This is a genomic window from Oerskovia turbata (genome assembly GCF_000718325.1).
Taxonomy (GTDB): Bacteria; Actinomycetota; Actinomycetes; order Actinomycetales; family Cellulomonadaceae; genus Oerskovia; species Oerskovia turbata.
In genome coordinates this window covers 22312-40045 of sequence record NZ_JOFV01000017.1, presented here as the reverse complement: position 1 = coordinate 40045, position 17734 = coordinate 22312, and the positions used below count along the sequence as shown (strand labels likewise).

Below are 17734 nucleotides of genomic sequence, written 5' to 3'. Positions count from 1 at the left end.
GGGCGCTACCGCTGCAGCTCGACGATGCTCTGACCGACCCGCACGCCCACACCCGGAGGAAGGGCTTCGATACCGGTGATGCGTCGATCGTCGATGTACGTGCCGTTCGTCGAGCCGAGGTCCTCCACGTACCAGGACCCACCCTGGGGGAAGATCCGGGCGTGCCGGGACGACGAGTAGTCGTCGTCGAGGACGAGGGTGCAGCTGGGAGCGCGCCCCAGCAGGATCGAGGAGGCCGAGAGCGGGACGGTGGTGCCGCGCAGCGGGCCCGCGGTCACGACGAGCCGCGTCGGCCCGGTCGGCGCAGGAGCCGCCGGCGTGGGGCCCGACGCCGCAGCGCCACGCGACGGCGCGGAACCACGCGACGGGGTCGCCCCCGTGGTGGGATGCGTCTCCTGGGTGCCCCGGCCCTTGCGCGCCGTGATCTTGGTGCCGTACAGGTCGCGTCGCAGCACACCGATCGCGGCGAACACGAACACCCACAGGAGGACCAGGAATCCCAGCCGCAGCAGGGTGAACGTCAGCTCGGTCATGCGGAGGGGATCACCAATCCTCGTTGTCGGGCGCACCCGTCCAGAACATGATGCGGGTCCGCCCGATCGTCAGGCTGTTCCCGTCGAGCAGGGTAGCGGCCGGGACCTGGTGGCCCTCGACGAAGAGGCCGTTGGTCGAGCCGAGGTCCGTCGCGATCACACCGTCCGGCGTGACCCGGATCTCGAGATGGCGACGGGAGACGCCCGGGTCGTCGACCACGATGTCGGCCTCGGAACCACGCCCGATGACCGTCACGGGACCCGTGAGCAGGTACCGCTGCCCGTCGATGTCGACCAGGGGATGCCGAGCACTGGGCGCCGAGCTCGTCGCGGGCGCGACGTTCCCTCGCACGCTCGCGGACCGCAGCTGGAAGCGCCCCGTGTCCAGGGAGTCCTCCCGCTCGAACGACACGCTCACCGGACCGACGAACGCGTAGTGCTGCGACGCCGCGTGCTCCGTCACGTTCGCAGCGAGCTCGTCGGCGAGCGACTCCGCCCCCCAGCCCTCGACCTGCGCGTAGTCGTCCGGCGACAGCTCGATGGTGAACTGGTTGGGCACGACCGTCCGGTCGCGGTCCACGACCGCGGCCCGGTCGTCGACCTCACGACGCAGAGCGCTCGCCAGCTCGACCGGCTTGACCTCGCTGCGCCCGACCTTGAAGGCGTTGTTGACGACGCGTTCGACGCCCTTCTCGAAACGATCCAGGACTCCCATGCCACCTCCTCCCACATCGACGGTGCTTCGACCGGGTACACGGTCCCCGGGCAGACTACCTAGATCGTAACGACCCGGGGCCTCGCCGAGCCGGTGATCGACTGAAGTGGACGGGGAGATCACGGGGAGATCAGGTGCCGCGCGCGTGAGACGCCCGCCGGAGCGGGGTACTGTTCTCTCTGGTGCAACACCGGGCTCCGGCTCCGGCGAAGCACCAGCGGAAGACCTCTCGAAGGTGGTCCGACGACCGATGCAGGTCCGGACCGGCTCTCGTGATAATCTTCTGCGGCACGCGCGAGTGGCGGAATGGCAGACGCGCTAGCTTCAGGTGCTAGTGTCCGAAAGGGCGTGGGGGTTCAAGTCCCCCCTCGCGCACGTGAGAAGGGTTTCGGCTTTCGAGCCGGTTCGCCTTCGGGAAAGTCCCGGTCAGGTTCTCCTGGCCGGGATTTTTTGCGTCCGGGGGCGTCCGGGGGCGGTCGTGGGCGCGGTCGGTGGCCGCAGTGACTGGCCACTGCGCGGTGCGCCGGCCGGATGTGCGCTGATCTGGGGTTGTGCGGCTGGTTCGTGGCGCGACGGTGCGTCCTGGTGGTGCGAGGCCTGGGGTGTGGTTGCTCAGGTGGTGGTCGTTCGGGTGTGGCGTGGGCCTGGTGGGGCCCGACGGTGTCCGCGGGCGGATCGGGTGGTGCGGCCGAGGGGCGTGGACCGGAGATCGACGGCGATCATCACGGGATCGATGCCGATGCTGAGTTCGCGTTGACGGAACACTCCCGCCCAGATCCAGACGTTCTCGTAGAGGCTTGCGTGCAGATCCCGCAGCATCCAGTCGGTCAGTAGGTCGGCCAGCGGCAGTTCGCCTTCCGCGGCGCGTAGCACGAACGCTTCGCGCACGGCATCCTCGGACGCTTGCTCCAACTCGTAGACCGCAGCCTTGGTCGGAGGGGTGCTGATTGCCTCGGCAACTTCCGGCAGGAGGGCGTCAAGTTCCTCGAAGTCGAGCGGAGTGCCGCCGTAGTCCGGGTCGAGCCCCGTCACTTTGTGCGTGCGGGGCGCGCGGCGACGTAGCGGCTTGTCACCGCGGAGCGTTTCGCGAAGCTGACGACGCGAACCTCGAGCTTCGCCGTCGCCTTTGTCGAGCGAACCGCTGCACGGGCCGCGCCGCTCGCACTGACCTTCTTGGCCATCTGGCCCACCTTCTTGACCGGTCGCCTCCAGGACAGCGCTGAGCTCTGGCCCTCGATTCCGTAGATCCTCCTCCTGCCGTGGGTACCGCTACGTGCGAGGAGGTCAGGCCGTTGAGCGCCCTGGGGCCCGGCTCGTGTTCCACCACGACGCGACCCGCCCACATGATGTGCGAAAGGCCCCGGATCATCGATCCGGGGCCTTCGTCGCACCTGGCGGTCTGCGCGGTCTGCGCGGTCTGCGTGGTGTGCGCAGCCTGGTGTCCGCCTCGCTCGGTCTGACGTGGTGTCAGCCGAACACGTGGTGGTAGAACTGCCCCACCCAGTCGGCGAACTCGGGGCTGATGTTGACCTCTTCGTCGACCGAGTACTTGCTGAAGACGCCGTTCACCACGGTGGGGTCCTCGGCCGTGAACCACGGCCCCCCGCTGCCTCCGGCGGTGAGGTTGTCCTCCTTGGTGACGGTCGACGGGAAGGTGTCTGCGACGCGCCGTCCGAGGCTGTGCCACATGTGCTCGCCGTCGAACGGGAACCGGGGGGTCGGGCGGGCCGGGTAGCCCGTGTTGTCCCAGGTGGTGCCGGTGCTCCCCCACCGGACGCCGGCCGTGCCGACGACGTCGCCGACGCCTCGTCCGTCGCCGTCGGGGGCGACGACGCACAGCCCGAGGTCCCATGCGGACGACTCGTCCGTGGTCCACGCGCTGGGCCACACCGACCGTGTGACGGCCCACTTCTCGTAGGGTGCGGCGCCGGCCGTGTAGGCCGGGACGAAGACGATGTCGGTCGCCTGGTTTCCCCCGAGCACGAGGCAGTGCGCGGCGGTCATGATGCCGAAGCGGTGGACGACGACGGCCGACGCCGTGTGCGGCTTGCCGCCCATGACGAAGAAGAGCTTGCCGACGGTCCGTTCGGGGAAGGACTGGGGGTCCTTGACCCGGGAGGTCTGGGCTGCGCCGAGCAGGTCGAGCCGCCCGCCCTCGGACGAGGCGGTGCCGGAGATCGTGCCGCCCGCGCCGGTCGAGGTGACGTCGGTGACGGCCAGGGAGTCCCGGTCGATCGTGACCGAGCGGTCGAGCGGTTCGGCCTCTTCCATGCGCTCAGGGGTCCAGTAGTCGGTGCCCTCGGCGTCGGTCGCGTGGAGTGCGCGGGCGAGCGCGTCGGACTCGACGAACTCCGGCTCGTGCGTCGCGGTCAGCGCCCAGGGGCCGGCCGGGTACAGGTTGGCGTCGACGGTGTACCAGACGATCGTCCAGCTGCAGCCGCGGTCGTAGTCGCTCTTGACGTAGACGTTGCCGTTGTTGCGACCGATGATCGTGGCGCTGCGCTTCTGCCAGTCGCCGCCGTTGTCGGTCCAGTTGCAGATCACGTCCCACCCGACGATCACCTTGGAGGTGTCGCGGAACGTGAACACGTTCTCCCGCCATCCGATCTTCCAGTCGGCCGCGTAGTTCTGGGTGACGCTGGCCACGTCGATCCCCGGGGCGTTGCCGCGCTGGAACCCGTAGCCCCAGCGCACGCGGCCCTTGTCGGCGTCGAAGTTCTCGCTCTCGGCCGGCTCGGTCTTCGCTGCCGCGACGACCTGGGTGTAGAACGTCTGGCGGTTGGCGACGACGTCGAGCTCGCCGAGGAGCCGCTTGGTGTCGGCCGTGAAGGCCTCGATCCGGGGCTGGTCGGTCGGGAGCGAGGCCTGGTAGGCCTCGAGGTCCTTCTCGAGCTTGCGGAACGGGTCGTCGACGAGCTTCTTGCCGAACTCGGGGCAGGTCTTGACGCGGCTCCGGGCGAGCCAGAACTGGCCGTAGAGGTAGCCGATCTGCGAGAACACGTCGGGGCTGATGGGCACCTCGCCCGAGATCGACGGGTCGATCATGCGGTAGGCCATGAGGTAGGACTCAAGGGGGGCGGGCGTCTGGGCCCCGTTGAACCAGGGCAGGAGCGTCGAGACGATCGTCTCGGCCGTCCACGTCGATCCTGACGGCGGGTCGGGGAAGCCACCCTTGACCCCGCGTGCCGTGATGTGGATGCTGACGTTCGCGCCGTGCTCCGAGGCGACCTTCTCGAACGCGGAGCTGCCCTCGGTGCTGAACACCTGCGGGACCTCGGCGGCCACGGCGGCCGAGAACTTCGTGCGCTGCTCGGTGCTCGTGAACCGGCACTGGTAGGTGACGTACAGCGAGGAGCCTGAGCGGTAGCCGGCCACGAAGTAGTCACCGTACTTCTCGCGGAAGCCGGGTCCGGGCTGGACCGCGAGCTCGTACGACGGGGCGAGGGAGTACTGGCCGTCCTCGACGGACACCTCGGCGACGAGGGTCACCGCGAGGTCGGAGACCGCGAGCTCGTCGAGGAACGAGGTGCTGGCGCTGACCGTGATGCCCTCGATGTTGTACGAGCCCTTCAGCGAGGCGCTGATGAGGGACTGGACGTCGCTCTCCGCCTGGATGAAGGAGTACATGAACTCGGGGTTCTGCGTCGTGCTGGGCGTGACGGTGAACGGCTTGACGGCCGAGGCGCGGAGCTGGCCGGTCACGGCGTCGACGCCGAGTCCCGGCTTGTAGCTCGGCTGCCACGGCTGGCCGACGACCGTGGTGTTGAGGAGCGTGGTCGGTTGTGTGTTCGAAACCTGTCTCATCATCGATCCCCTTGCGTGTGCGAGTGACTACGGATGGTCGTGCTCAGCTCGTCATCGATGCATCACCGGTCCCCTGGTCCGGGTGGCTGCGAGGGCCTCGTCGTCGCCGCCCGGGAGGGGCGGTGGGGCGGGAGCCTCGCGCACGTCGTCGTGCGTTCCCCACTCTGCTCGACGGCGTCAGGTGTCGTCGTCCCCAGAATTGGTGAACTGTGCCGGGGCCTCGTGGAGCCAGGCCATGTGGCCGGAGCGGCGGGCGACGGCCACGGCCTCGAGCTGGGACCGCACCTGGAGCTTGGTCAGGATCGACTTGATGTGGCTGCGGATCGTGTGGGTCGAGAGGTAGCGCTGGTTGCTGATCTGCGCCGCGCTGAAGCCGGCGATCATGGCGCGCAGGATGCCGTCCTCGGCGGTGGTCAGGCGGCCCAGGCCGATGTTCTCGTCGCGTCGCCGCTGCAGCGTGCGGGAGAACGCGGCGGACTCGTGCTCGGTCCGACCGGGCGCCAGGTGCGCCCTCTCGACGAGCCGGAGGAGCGAGAGCAGCGACGCGGACTGGTTGAGGACGGTGGCGCCCCGCCCGTGCAGCGTGAGGAGGACCGACACGGAGCGCACCGAGCCGACGCAGACGCAGGTCGTGAGCGACCCGGACGTGGGCAGGTCCAGCCGGGGGGTGCCGTCGTCGTCCTCGATGACGACGACCGTCCTCGTCCGCAGGTGCGTGGGGTCGGCTCGAGAGACGGTGAGCAGGTCGGCCGTCCACCCGCGGGCCACGAGGCCGGCGTGGAGCGCGGGGCCGAGGGCGGTGCCGTGCGGCGCGAGGACCGTGATGCTCGGCCGCGAGTTCTCCACGGTCGTCTTTCTGGCACGGGTCGTGAGGGTCGGCAACCGCGCGGCCTGTCGGAGTGCCCCGCGACGCAATACCTAGATCTGCTAGGTTAGACACCCCTAGCAGTCCTAGGTATTGGAGCATCATGCACATCGACAAGGACCTCGTCGCCGCCTCGGCCACGCCGCTCGTCCTCGGCATCCTCGCGGACGGGGAGTCGTACGGCTACGCGATCGTCCGACGCGTCAACGAGCTCTCGGGCGGTCACATGCAGTGGACCGACGGGATGCTCTACCCCCTGCTCCACCGGCTCGAACGCCTCGGGTTCGTCGAGGCGACGTGGGGAGTGTCCGACGTCGGGCGGCGGCGCAAGCACTACGCCCTGACGCCTGCGGGCCACGAGGCGCTCGCCGAGCGCCGCGCGCAGTGGCAGGTCGTCGCCGACGCGCTCCAGCAGGTGTGGAAGGACATGGGCGACGCCCAGCCACCCCGCGCCGTGGCCGAGGGGTGGGCATGATGGTCGGCACCCCTGAGCTCGAGGCCCAGATCGACCAGTGGCGCAGCTACGTCCAGCGCCGTCAGGCGATCTCCACCGCCGACGTCGACGAGATGGAGGACCACCTGCGGGAGCAGGTCGCCGACCTGACCGCGACGGGCCTCGACGACGACGAGGCCTTCCTCGTGGCGGTCAAGCGCATGGGCAACCTCGACGAGGTCTCGCGCGAGTTCGCTCGCGAGCACTCGGACCGCCTGTGGAAGCAGCTCGTGCTGGTCCCCGACACGGCCGCGACCGGGCAGGGCGGGCGGTCGTGGCGCGAGCTCGCCGTCGTCCTCGCGCTCGCGGTCGGCGCGGGCGTCGCGGTCAAGATCGCCTCCGAGACGATCGGCGACGAGACGGTCCTGCTGCGCAACATCAGCCTGCTCGTCCTCCCGTTCCTCGCGGGGTACTTCGCCTGGAAGCGCCGCCTCACGTGGGGCGTGGGCGCGATGCTCCTGGTCCCGTTCGCGGTGCTCGCGGTCGTGCTCAACGTCTACCCGTTCGAGGCCGACGGCTCGACCCTGCTCCTCGCCGCACTGCACGCCCCCGTCGTCCTGTGGGCGCTCGTGGGGATCGCGTACGTCGGCGGGCGGTGGCGCTCGGACAGCGGCCGCATGGACTTCGCCCGGTTCACGGGCGAGCTCGCGATCTACTTCACGCTCCTCGCCCTGGGCGGCGGCGTCCTGCTCGGTCTCACGTTCGGGACCCTGAACATCGTGGGGATCGACCCCGAGCCGTTCTTCGAGGGCTGGGTCCTGCCCTTCGCCGTGCCCGGCGCGCTCGTCGTCGCGGCCTGGCTCGTCGAGGCCAAGCAGAACGTGGTCGAGAACATCGCCCCCGTCCTGACCCGCGTCTTCACGCCGCTCACGATCGTGATGCTGCTCGTGCTGTTCGTGGTCCTCGCGTCTTCCGGTTCGCTGCTCGACGCCGACCGCGGGCTCCTCATCCTCCTGGACGCGATCCTGGTCCTCGTCCTGTGCCTGCTGCTCTACTCGGTCTCGGCACGCGACCCGCTCTCCCCGCCCCACCTGTTCGACGCGCTCCTGCTCGCCCTGGTCGTCGCGGCGTTCGCGGTCGACGCGGTCGCGCTCGCCGCGATGGCGACCCGCATCGCCGAGTTCGGGTTCAGCCCCAACAAGGTCGCGGCGCTGGGGCTCAACCTCCTGCTGCTCGTGCACCTCGTGGGGTCGGCGCTGCTGCTCACCGGGTTCCTGCGGGGACGGCGCCCGTTCGCGGCCCTCGGGCGCTGGCAGACGCAGTTCCTGCCGGTGTACGCCGTGTGGGCGGCGGTCGTGGTCGTGGTGTTCCCGCCGGTCTTCGGGTTCGTCTGACCGGTGCCCCGACGGCGCAGAGCGACCCTGCGCCGTCGGGCCCGAAGGGACTCCCGACGGACGGACTTCCTTCCTCTCCCCCGGTGTGTGACAGTGGGCCGGATGCCCTGGGCGCACCCGCGCCCGCGCTGCTCGACCCTGGAGGAGCCATGACCGACGTGCACGTGCCCGTCGCCGCCGACCACGTCGTGACCGTCGACACCGACGGGAACCGCAAGGGGACCTTCGCGCGCAGCGACGTCCACACCACGGAGACGCCGCTGCACCTCGCGTTCTCCTGCTACGTGCTCGACGGCGCAGGTCGCCTCCTCGTGACACGTCGCGCCCTGTCGAAGCGCACGTGGCCGGGCGTGTGGACCAACTCGTTCTGCGGTCACCCGCGCTGGACCGAGACGACCGAGGAGTCCATCACGCGGCACGCCGCGCACGAGCTGGGACTGCGGATCGAGGGTCTCGAGGTCGCCGTGCCGGGGTTCCGGTACCGGGCGGTGGACGCGTCTGGCGTGGTCGAGAACGAGATCTGCCCCGTGTACGTCGCGCGCGCAGCGAGCGACGTGACGGCCAACCCGGACGAGGTCGCCGAGCTCGAGTGGGCCACGCCGGGTGCGCTCGGGAGCGCGGTCGACGCGACGCCGTGGGCGTTCAGCCCGTGGATGGTCCTGCAGGTCACGGCGCTGCGCGACGCGGCGAGCGGGCCCGACGGCGCCGTCTCGCCCCTGCTGGCCGAGGTCGCCGCGGCCCTGGACTGAGCGGGCTCAGCCGACCCGGGCGCCGACCTGGACGATCGTCGAGCGGAGCCGCTCGGGCAGGCGCAGGTGGTCGGCGTCGGCGACGCTCACGCGAAGCCGCCGCGCAGGCAGGGCGTGCGGCAGCACGAGCTCGGCACCCGGTTGGCCGGACCGGTGCAGCGCCTCAGCGAGCTCGTGCACCAGGATCTCCTGGCGACGAGCGTCGCGCACCGAGAACACCCACAGATCCTGCTCCTCGGGCTGGGGCTGCCACGTCCCGGTCCTGGTGAACGCGCGGGAGGACTCCGCCGTCGGCCCGACGAACGTCACAGACCGCAGCGACCACAAGGCCGTCCGGTTGGTCGCCGACGCCCCCTGGTCGGCCTTGAGCAGCGTCACCGGACGCTGGGTGCCGACGATCGCCGAGACGCTCGGCGCGACGACGTCCGCGTACGGCACCGCGTAGGGCGTCATGAACGGTCCGAACGAGCCCACCACGAGGCCACGCTCCAGCACGAGGAGCTTCTCGCTCGCGACGAACCGCAGGACCACGGCCAGGACCAGACCCATCGCGAGGGCGAAACCGATCACCTCGACGACGCGCCCGTTGAAGACCATCGTGGCGACGACCGCGGCGAAGATCCCGGCGACCGTCCCGATCGCGCGCGCCGAGAGCGTGCAGGACTCGACGTGGCGCAGCTCGCCGAGGGTCGCGCGGTGGCGGTCCGCGACGGCACGGACCTTGCGGGTCGCGCGGTCGCTGAGGGGGTGGGGTGCGGGGCTCAGGGGGATTCCTCGGGTCGGGCGGGCTGTGCGGTGCGCGCACCTGCGCAGAGGCGGCGCACGAAAACTACCGCTTCGTCCCGGTCCGTGGCTATGTCGAGGGCGGCGGTGGACGGCGCTGGTGGACGGCGTCGGTCGACAGCGGCGGTGGACGTCGGATGGACGTCGGGTGGACGTCGGGCGGACGGCGCCCCGGGTCGTGCGGGACGGGCGTGCCGTTTCGACCGAGCGTGCTCCGCCGGGGGAGAATCGACGCATGTCTGAAGCCGGAGTCCTGCCCGTCCCCGACCGCGCCGCCCCGTTCGAGGCGCACGTCGAGTGGGCGCGGGCGACGCCGGTCGTGGGCTTCGACCTGTCCCCCATCGACGACCGCTGCATCGAGGACCCCCTGCCCTGGGACTACCTGGTGCTCGCGCGCGAGCTCGTGGGCAGCGGTCGAGGTCCGGTCCTGGACCTGGGGACCGGTGGTGGCGAGGCGTTCGGCTCGCTCGCGCCCTTGCCGGAGGGTTCGGCCGCGACGGAGGGCTGGCCCCCGAACGTCCCCGTGGCCCGACGGCGCCTCGAACCTCTGGGCGTGGACGTCCGGCAGGTGGGGAGCAGCAAGGGCGAGGGGCTCATGCTGCCGTTCCTCGACGGCCGGTTCGCGGTCGTGCTGGACCGGCACGAGGAGTTCGAGCCGTCCGAGGTCCTGCGCGTCCTGGAACCGGGAGGCGTGTTCATCACCCAGCAGGTCGACTCCCGGGACGGCATCCGGGTCAACACCGCGCTCGGCGCGCAGCTTCCCTGGGACCCGGACGACGTGACGCTCGAGGGCGCGGTCGCCGACCTGGCCGAGGCCGGCTTCGTGATCGACGTGGCGCGCGAGCACGTCGGGACCCGGCACTTCCACGACCTGAGCTCTCTGCTCTGGTACCTCAAGGTCATCGCGTGGCAGGTCCCGGAGATCGCGAGCCTGTCGTCCGAGGCGATCGGGCGCTTCGAGGCGCCGCTGCGCGCGCTGCACATGCACTTCGCGGCGGGCAACGACTTCGTGGACGAGGCCCCGCGGTTCCTCGTGGTGGCGCGCAAGCCGTTCTGATCGCCGAGGGTGACGGTCCCGCGTGCCGAGGGTGACGTCGGGACCCGCCGAGGGTGACGTCGGGACCCGCCGAGGGTGACGGTCACGCTCGCCGAGGGTGACGGTCACGCTCGCCGAGGGCGTCCAGCCGGAGACGGCGCACTCGACCAGGGCGTGAAGAAGCCCGCGGGCCGGTGGATTCCTCCACCTGTCGCGCTGGACAAGGGCGCGACTCCCGCGGGCTCCGGTGGTTGCTCGGTTCTCGCTGGTCGTGGGTGACGTGACGGTCACCTGTCGGCCGCGGGTTCCTCGCAAGGTCCGTTGCTCGATGGCACGACTAGCGTGCAACCACCTCATGCGTCCGAAGATTCTTCACTTCGTGGACCACCTCCTTTCCCTTGTGCCGACGACGCTACGCCCGCCGTCCGCCGGGTCGCCAGGGTATTTCTCGACAGGTTCGGACCCGTCACCGTCGGCACCTGAGTCGGTCACCCTCGGCGGGTGGGGGCGTCACCCTCGGCGTGCGGAGCCACGGGCTGGGCGGTCAGGCCGGGAGGAGGCGGTCCCACTCCTCGGGGTAGTCGTCGAGCCACGCGGCGAGACCCTGGGCGGGGCGCCCGGCGAAGCGTTCGACGACGTCGCTCACCCCGGCCAGCTCGCCCGCCGCGATCGCGGTGTAGGACGAGACCCAGCCGTCGACCTCGAACGGCGGTGCGGCGTAGACCGCGCGCGACGCGTAGGCCTCCTCGATCGTCTCCGGGTGGTACGTGATGGTGCGGCCCGTGACGCCGGAGAGCACGCTCGCGACCTCGGTGAGGGTCAGCGCCTCGGGGCCGGTCACGTCGTACGTCTTCCCGTCGTGCACGTGGGGGCGTTCGTCGAGGAGGATCGCGGTCGCGACGTCGGCGATGTCGTCGTGCGACACCGACGCGAGCCGCCCGTCGCCGCCCGGGCCGCGGATGACGCCGTCGTCCCCGACCATGTGGACGAGGCCCTGGTGGTAGAGGTTGTCGCGCAGGAACGTGTACCTCAGTCCCGTGCCTTCGATGTACTCCTCGGTGTGCCAGTGGTCGCGCGCGAACGTGAACGTGGCCTCGGGGGACGCGCCCACGAACGACACGTAGACGATGCGTTCGACGCCCGCTGCGACGGCCGCGTCGACGGCTGCCCGGTGCTCCGCGACACGGTCAGGAGCCTCGCGCGCCGACACCAGGAAGACCGAACGGGCGCCGCGGAAGGCGCGGACCATGCGCTCGGTGTCGGTGTACCCCGCGGTGACCGCGACCTCGGAGTCCGGCAGAGGGGCGCCGTCGGGCAGGCGTGGCGTCCGTGCGGCGTCCCGCACGACGAGGCGTTGGGCGGCGCCCTCGGCCGCGAGCCGCATCGCGAGCTTCGATCCGAGCTGCCCGCTCGCGCCGGTCACCGCGACGATCCCCGAGTCCGTCCTGATGGTCATGCGTCCACGGTAGGCCGGGCGCGCGGGAAGTGCCCGGGGGCGGGCGCGCGGCTCGGGCAGACTGGTCGGGTGACGACTCCCCAGGACGCGACCCCCGACCCCGCCCACGGCCCCTACCGCGTGATGACGGTCTGCACGGGCAACATCTGCCGCTCACCCATGGCGGAGATCGTGCTGCGCGACCGGTTCGAGGCCGCGGGGCTGGGCGGGCGTGTGGTCGTGGACTCGACGGGCATCAGCGCGGAGGAGCACGGCAACCCGGTGGACCGCCGCGCGCGTCGGGTCCTGGCCGAGCACGGGTACGACACGGGCGACGGCCATCGGGCCCGCCAGGTCCGTGCGAGCGACCTCGTGTCCCGCGACCTGGTGCTGGCCATGACGTCGCAGCACGCGCGCGCCCTGCGCCGGATGCACGGCGACGGGAACGTGCGCATGTACCGGACGTTCGACCCGGCCGCGCCCGTCGTGCCGGCCGAGCGGGCCGAGCGCGACGAGCACCTGCTCGACATCGACGACCCCTGGTACGGCGGCATGCAGGACTTCGAGGACTGCCTGGCGCAGGTCGAGGCCGCCGCGGACGGCGTGGTCGACCTCGTCCGCGGGGAGCTCGCGCGACGTCAGGCCTGAGGCCCCGCCCCGGGCACGTACCCGCGCACCCATGTCGCGATCTGCGCGTAGGCCGCTGCCCGGACGGGAGCGGCCGAGAGCACGACGTCGTGCAGCGCACCCTCGATGCGGGCGAGCACGACGAGGCTCCCGAGGTCGGTCGACCGCCGTGCGATCCCGACGACGTCGAGCGCGGTGTCGCTGTGCATCATCTCGGGGGTCCACCGGGGCAGGAGCGTGCTGCTCGTGGACAGCAGCACGAGCACGGGTACGCGGATCCCGAGCCCCAGCTCGACCGCGGCCTGCCCGCGCAGGATCGCGGCGAGCCACCCGCCGTGCACGACGAACCCGCGCACGGGCCGCCACGTGAGGTCGTAGTCCCACTCGCCGTCGAGCGTCCTGGACACGGACCGCGTGTAGAAGCCGAGGTCGACCTGCGGCAGGGGGACGCGGGGGTCGAGCCGGGCCCGGAGCGTGATCGCGGGGGCGAGCACCTTGCGCCCGATGTCGCGCGCCTGGAACTCGAGCCACGGGCTGTTGAGGACGAGCCCTGCGACACGTCCCTGGTGGCGCGCGGTCCACAGGCTCAGCGTGAGCCCGCCCGTGGAGTGGCCCATGAGGAGCAGGGCACGCTTGCGCATCACGGGGTCGGCGGTCAGGACGCCGTGCCCCGTCGCGGCGAGCGCGGCCTCGATGTCCTCGTCGTAGGTCAGGAGGTCCGTCACGAACCCGGGGGTCTGGCCCGGGCGCAGGCTGCGGCCGTACTTGCGCAGGTCGAGCGCGAAGAACCGTGCGCCCTGCGCCTCCCAGAAGTCCGCGAGCCCGGTCTGGAAGAAGTAGTCGGACCAGCCGTGCACGTACAGGACGTCGATCCCACGGTCGGGCACGCCTGCGGGGTGTGGTCCCCCGGGGAGCGCGGTGCCGGCTTCGTCGTCCTCTGCGCCCCGACGGCGTCGCACCAGCGTCGCGACGACCTCGCCCTCGTCGTCGGGGTCGAGGGGCAGGGTGAGCTGCTCGAACCCGTCGAGGACGTCGGGTACCCAGCCCGTCGTCTCGGCGGTCGGGGCGTGAGGTTCGGGCATGTCCCGAGGGTAGGAGCCGGTGGGTGGGCGCGCGCGCCGGGAGCGGGTGGTTCAGGTCGCCTCGGTGCCGTCCGCCGGTCCGCCCCGCCGACGGCGCCACCACCGTCGCGTACCCGTCGCGTCCGAGCCGTCGCCCGCCCGGGGCGAGCGGTCCCGGGGCGAGCCGTCCCGGGAGGTGCGCTGCGCCGTCGGGCCGGAGGACGACGCAGCGCTGCGTGCCGCCCGCCGTCCGTGCCAGAGCGACACCTCCTCCTCGACGTCCCGCAGGGGCGTGACCACGGGCGGGCCGCCCAGGAGCTGGCGCCGCGCGTCGACCACGCGTGCGTTGAACTCGGCGAGGACCTCCCGCACCGACTCCTCGGAGAGCTGGCGGTCGAGGTCGTCGCGCAGCCGGGCGTCGTCGGCCCGCAGCTGCGCCGGCGGCAGGATGCCCGTGATCTGCTCGCGCTCGACGAGGTTCTTGAGCCACCAGTCGGGGTCGTACCGGGCGCCCAGGCCCGGGATGGGCTTGCCCGCGAGCGGCAGGTCGTCGAACTCGCCGCGGGCCATGGCCTGGCGGACCAGCTCGTCGACCCACTGGCCGCGGTTCTCGAGCGGGAGCCGCGGGCGCGCGGCGCCGTCACCGTCGGTCGTGCCCCCGCCGTCCGTGCCCTCGCCGTCCGACGGGGCACCCGCAGCGGCCGAAGCCTCCGCCGCCTCGCGCGCGGTCTCGCGGTCCACGCGGTACTGCGCGGCCCGGCGCACCGGGTCGTCCTCGGTCATCGGGTCCTCCCACGGTCGTCGCTCGACGGGCACTCCTCCCATCCTCGCCGATCGCGGGCGTTGTACGCTGGGCCACCCGTGCATTTCCTGACGGGCGTGCTCGTTCCCGGTGATGAAGCCCGCTGGGACCTGGTCGGCAGTCCGCTGCCGTGAACGGCCCGCACCTTGCGGGAGCTGGAGTGCACATGACACAGAGCACCGACGAGGAGCTTCTCAGCCCGGCCGAGGCGATCGACCTCGAGAACTGCGCGCGCGAGCCCATCCACGTCCCCGGACGGATCCAGCCCCGGGGCGTCCTCCTCGTGGTACGGGAGTCCGACGGGCGCGTGCTGCAGTGCTCGACCACCGTGCACGAGGTCCTGGGGTCGGCCGTGGAGGACGCGCTCGGCGCCCACCTGGCCGACGTCCTCGGCGCCGACGACGGCGCGAGACTCCTCACGCACGTCGCGCAGCACCCCGACCTCGCGCCGCACAACCCCGTCGAGATCCGCACAGGGGCAGCCCGCGACGTCGCGACCGACGCGATCCTGCACCGCCCGCCGCTGCCGGACGGCGCCGAGCCCGTCGTCGTGATCGAGCTCGAGCCCGCCGTCGTGCGCCCCCTCAGCTTCCCCAACACGTACCAAGCCGTGCGCGCGGCGCTCGCAGACCTCGACCGGGCCGCGACGCTGCCCGCGCTGCTCGGGAACGCGGCGCAGCACGTGCGGCACCTGACGGGCTTCGACCGCGTGATGATCTACCGCTTCGACGCCGACCACAACGGCGAGGTCGTCGCCGAGGCCAAGCGTGAGGACCTCAACTCGTTCTACGGGCTGCACTACCCCGCGACGGACATCCCGCGCCAGGCCCGCGCGCTGTACGAGAAGAACTGGATCCGGTTGATCGACGACGTGGGCTACGTGCCGTGCGACGTCGTCCCGACCGCCCTCCCGACCACGGGGCAGCCGCTCGACCTCACCTTCTCGACGCTGCGCAGCGTCTCCCCGATCCACCTCGAGTACCTCGCGAACATGGGTGTGGGCGCGTCGATGTCGATCTCGCTGCTGCGCGACGGGAAGCTCTGGGGCCTCATCGCGTGCCACCACTACGCGGGGCCGCACCACCCGCCGTACGCGGTGCGCGCGGCCGCGGAGTTCCTGGGGGCCGCGCTGTCGGTGCTGCTCGTCGCGCAGAGCGAGGAGGACCGCCTGGCCGCGTCGCGTGCGTCGGCGCGCCTGCTCGCGGGCCTCGTCGCGGACAGCCGCGACGAGGACACGTCGCTCGTCGAGGCGCTCACGGCCGACGGCCGGCTGCTCGACCTCGTGGGCGCCGACGGGGCCGTGGTCGTCGCGGAGGGCCGCTCGGCCTCGGTCGGGCACGTGCCCGACGACGCGGGGGTCGCGCTGCTCGCCGGGTGGTTCGCGGACCGTCTCGCGGCCGCGGACGACGAGGTCGTGGCGATCGACTCCCTGCGCGTGGCCGCCCCGGACCTCGCGGAGCGCCTGCCCGACGTCGCGGGGGTGCTGGGCGCGCACCTCAACGACGGTCAGGTCGTGCTCTGGCTGCGCGACGAGGTGCTGCGCAGCGTCGACTGGGGCGGCGACCCGCACAACAAGGCCATCGCACGCAGCGAGGGCGACACGGTCCGGCTCAGCCCTCGTAAGTCGTTCGAGCGCTGGCGCGAAGTCGTGAGCGGGCACAGCGAACCCTGGGCCGAGGAGGCCGTCGAGACGGCCGGAGCCCTGCGCAGCCACCTCGTCGAGGCGCTCTACCTGGCAGGGCGCCGGGACGTGCGTGCGGCCGAGGCCCTGCAGCGAAGCCTGCTCCCCGCGTCGCTCCCGGACACACCGGGCTGGACCGTCACCGCGCGGTACGAGCCGGCGGGCGGCGGTTTCGTCGGCGGCGACTGGTACGACGCGCTGCGCCTGCCCTCGGGGTCGCTCGGGCTCGTCGTCGGGGACGTCACGGGCCACGGGCTCCAGGCTGCCGCCTCGATGGGGCAGCTCCGCAACACGTTGCGCGCCGCCCTGGTGCAGGCCGGGACCGCGCGCGGGGCCGTCGAGCAGGTCGCCGAGACCGTGCGATGGACGATGCCGGGGCAGGTCGCGACGCTCGTCGTCGCGGTCGTCGACCTCGACGAGGGCTCGGTCGAGTACGTGACGGCGGGTCACCCGCCGCCCTTCTTCCTCGTGCCGGGCGAGGGCGTCGTCTGGGGGCGCCTGCTGGGCGGTCCGCCGCTCGGCCTGGGTGCGCTGCGGTTCGAGGCCGGGACCACGTCGGTCGCGCCCGGCGGTGCCCTCGTGCTCTACAGCGACGGGCTCTTCGAGCGCCGCGACGAGTCGCTCAAGGTGGGGTTGCGCCGGCTCGCCGGGACGTTCGCCGAGCACGTCGGCGACGTCGACGCAGTGCTGCGCGAGACTCGGGACCCTACGTCGGAGGACGACGCGACGCTGCTGGTGCTGCGCCGTCGGACAGAGGACGAGGGGGACGACGAGGCCGACCACGGCCGAGGGCCGACCTGCGCCTCGCGCAGACCGGCCCTCGGGTGGAGCGAGCGGTCAGGGGACCGCCGCAGCGGGTAGGGGCGGGGCGACCGCCTCGCGCGGCACACCCAGCCTCGCCCAGACGTGCTTGCCGTCCTCGACGAACCAGCCCACGTCCAGGGCGATCCGCTGCGCGAGCACGAGCCCGAACCCGCCGTCCCCGGGCAGGCGCGGGGCCGCGACCACGGGGGCCCGGCTCGTGTCCTGGTCGATCACGTCGATGATGTACTCGTCGCCGTCGGTCAGGAGCTGGACCGTCGTCGGCGGGCGACCGTGGCGCAGCGCGTTGGTCGCGAGCTCGCTCGCGACGAGCACGATCTTCTCGGGGACCTCGGCCAGGGCGCCGTCCGGGGCGAGCGGGCGCCCCGTCAGCTCGAGGTGGAGCGAGGTGCGCAGCGTCGAGAGCTCGTCGATCGAGTCGAGCTGCCAGACGCGGACCACGTGGAAGCTCTCGGGCGGACGGGACGAGGCGATCGAGGTGTCCATGAGTTTCCTCCGATGGGTCCTGGGGGTGTGCGGTGGGAAGGGGTCGACGACGCGGCCGGGGGTGGTGGCCGGTGCGCCGGGAAGTGGTCAGTCGACGAGCGTGAACCGTGCGAGGACGCCGCTGATCTCGAGCAGGTCCTTGATGCGTTCCGGGACGCCGACCAGGACCGGGGCCTCGCCGCCGGCCAGGAGGGACAGGTACAGCAGCCGCAGCCCGCCCGAGTCCATGAAGGTGACGTCGGACAGGTCGATCGTCACGGGGCCGTCGGCGCGCTCGAGCGAACGGACGAGGTCGCCCTCGGAGCGGTCCTGGACCGCGGCGTCGACCTCGCCCCACATCGTCCATCGAGGTTCGGAGTCGTCGATGCGGACTCCCCCTTGCGTCGTGTGCTCCGGCACTGCTCGCCTCTCGATCGTGACCTGCGGGACGTCGTGCCCGGTCGTGCGACGACCGGGACCGTGCCAGGTTACGGAACTTCTGGCGCGGTTTCCTTCCAGGACTCGCGCC

General features: G+C 72.0%; 18 protein-coding genes and 1 tRNA gene. 7 read left to right on the top strand and 12 right to left on the bottom strand.

Features of this window, described 5'->3' with window-relative positions:
- Positions 1-5: 5 nt before the first annotated feature.
- The gene (locus tag IE95_RS0115845; protein WP_030152592.1) at positions 6-533 is read right to left on the bottom strand and encodes an FHA domain-containing protein FhaB/FipA; all 528 of its coding nucleotides are present in this window, start codon (positions 531-533) and stop codon (positions 6-8) included.
- Positions 534-543: 10 nt separating this feature from the next.
- On the bottom strand, positions 544-1248 hold the full coding sequence (locus IE95_RS0115840) for an FHA domain-containing protein (RefSeq protein WP_030152591.1): 705 nt from the start codon (positions 1246-1248) through the stop codon (positions 544-546).
- A gap of 292 nt (positions 1249-1540) precedes the next feature.
- On the opposite strand from IE95_RS0115840, the gene IE95_RS0115835 reads away from it, so the two are divergent.
- Positions 1541-1623, top strand: a tRNA-Leu gene (locus IE95_RS0115835).
- Between the two features lie 237 nt (positions 1624-1860).
- On the opposite strand, the gene IE95_RS19755 is transcribed toward IE95_RS0115835, so the two are convergent.
- The 4 genes from IE95_RS19755 to IE95_RS0115820 all read right to left on the bottom strand — a co-directional run bounded on the left by IE95_RS19755 (position 1861) and on the right by IE95_RS0115820 (position 5898).
- Complete coding sequence (locus tag IE95_RS19755; RefSeq protein WP_051703197.1) at positions 1861-2280, bottom strand: hypothetical protein; 420 nt, start codon at positions 2278-2280, stop codon at positions 1861-1863.
- Positions 2277-2429, bottom strand: a complete 153-nt coding sequence (locus IE95_RS20530) for a hypothetical protein (protein ID WP_157283434.1) — start codon at positions 2427-2429, stop codon at positions 2277-2279. The genes IE95_RS19755 and IE95_RS20530 overlap by 4 nt, the downstream gene beginning before the upstream one ends.
- A 286-nt stretch (positions 2430-2715) precedes the next feature.
- A complete protein-coding gene (locus IE95_RS0115825) occupies positions 2716-5052 on the bottom strand; it encodes a trypsin-like serine peptidase (protein WP_129429653.1) in 2337 nt (778 codons plus the stop codon).
- Between the two features lie 177 nt (positions 5053-5229).
- Positions 5230-5898 carry a helix-turn-helix transcriptional regulator gene (locus IE95_RS0115820; protein ID WP_030152588.1) on the bottom strand — a complete coding sequence of 223 codons (669 nt, stop codon included), beginning with the start codon at positions 5896-5898 and terminating at the stop codon, positions 5230-5232.
- A gap of 122 nt (positions 5899-6020) precedes the next feature.
- Between IE95_RS0115820 and IE95_RS0115815 the strand changes: the two genes are divergently transcribed.
- The 3 genes from IE95_RS0115815 (at position 6021) to idi (ending at position 8493) form a co-directional block, all read left to right on the top strand.
- Positions 6021-6392, top strand: a complete 372-nt coding sequence (locus IE95_RS0115815) for a PadR family transcriptional regulator (protein ID WP_030152587.1) — start codon at positions 6021-6023, stop codon at positions 6390-6392.
- A complete protein-coding gene (locus IE95_RS0115810; RefSeq protein ID WP_036572338.1) occupies positions 6389-7744 on the top strand; it encodes a permease prefix domain 1-containing protein in 1356 nt (451 codons plus the stop codon). Before IE95_RS0115815 ends, IE95_RS0115810 begins: the two co-directional genes overlap by 4 nt.
- A 149-nt stretch (positions 7745-7893) precedes the next feature.
- Positions 7894-8493 carry an isopentenyl-diphosphate Delta-isomerase gene (gene idi / locus IE95_RS0115805; protein WP_030152585.1) on the top strand — a complete coding sequence of 200 codons (600 nt, stop codon included), beginning with the start codon at positions 7894-7896 and terminating at the stop codon, positions 8491-8493.
- Between the two features lie 6 nt (positions 8494-8499).
- Here idi and IE95_RS0115800 read toward each other — a convergent pair whose 3' ends face one another.
- The gene (locus tag IE95_RS0115800; RefSeq protein ID WP_030152584.1) at positions 8500-9090 is read right to left on the bottom strand and encodes a hypothetical protein; all 591 of its coding nucleotides are present in this window, start codon (positions 9088-9090) and stop codon (positions 8500-8502) included.
- Positions 9091-9511: 421 nt separating this feature from the next.
- On the opposite strand from IE95_RS0115800, the gene IE95_RS0115795 reads away from it, so the two are divergent.
- Positions 9512-10333, top strand: a complete 822-nt coding sequence (locus IE95_RS0115795; RefSeq protein ID WP_051703196.1) for a class I SAM-dependent methyltransferase — start codon at positions 9512-9514, stop codon at positions 10331-10333.
- Between the two features lie 523 nt (positions 10334-10856).
- Here IE95_RS0115795 and IE95_RS0115790 read toward each other — a convergent pair.
- Entirely contained in the window at positions 10857-11768 is a 912-nt protein-coding gene (locus IE95_RS0115790; RefSeq protein ID WP_030152582.1) for an SDR family oxidoreductase, read from the bottom strand.
- 123 nt (positions 11769-11891) lie between these two features.
- Between IE95_RS0115790 and IE95_RS0115785 the strand changes: the two genes are divergently transcribed.
- Positions 11892-12395, top strand: coding sequence for a low molecular weight protein-tyrosine-phosphatase (locus IE95_RS0115785; protein WP_030152581.1), 504 nt, complete (start codon positions 11892-11894; stop codon positions 12393-12395).
- Here the strand turns inward: IE95_RS0115785 and IE95_RS0115780 are convergent.
- Positions 12386-13456 carry an alpha/beta hydrolase gene (locus IE95_RS0115780; RefSeq protein WP_030152580.1) on the bottom strand — a complete coding sequence of 357 codons (1071 nt, stop codon included), beginning with the start codon at positions 13454-13456 and terminating at the stop codon, positions 12386-12388. The genes IE95_RS0115785 and IE95_RS0115780 overlap by 10 nt on opposite strands.
- 51 nt (positions 13457-13507) lie before the next feature.
- Entirely contained in the window at positions 13508-14218 is a 711-nt protein-coding gene (locus tag IE95_RS0115775; protein ID WP_084690357.1) for a DnaJ family domain-containing protein, read from the bottom strand.
- Between the two features lie 185 nt (positions 14219-14403).
- Between IE95_RS0115775 and IE95_RS0115770 the strand changes: the two genes are divergently transcribed.
- Entirely contained in the window at positions 14404-16779 is a 2376-nt protein-coding gene (locus IE95_RS0115770) for a SpoIIE family protein phosphatase (RefSeq protein ID WP_084690347.1), read from the top strand.
- On the opposite strand, the gene IE95_RS0115765 is transcribed toward IE95_RS0115770, so the two are convergent.
- Positions 16756-17226 carry an ATP-binding protein gene (locus IE95_RS0115765; protein WP_051703195.1) on the bottom strand — a complete coding sequence of 157 codons (471 nt, stop codon included), beginning with the start codon at positions 17224-17226 and terminating at the stop codon, positions 16756-16758. The two genes, IE95_RS0115770 and IE95_RS0115765, sit on opposite strands and share 24 nt — an antisense overlap.
- An 87-nt stretch (positions 17227-17313) precedes the next feature.
- Complete coding sequence (locus IE95_RS0115760) at positions 17314-17625, bottom strand: STAS domain-containing protein (RefSeq protein WP_030152576.1); 312 nt, start codon at positions 17623-17625, stop codon at positions 17314-17316.
- Positions 17626-17734: the final 109 nt, after the last annotated feature.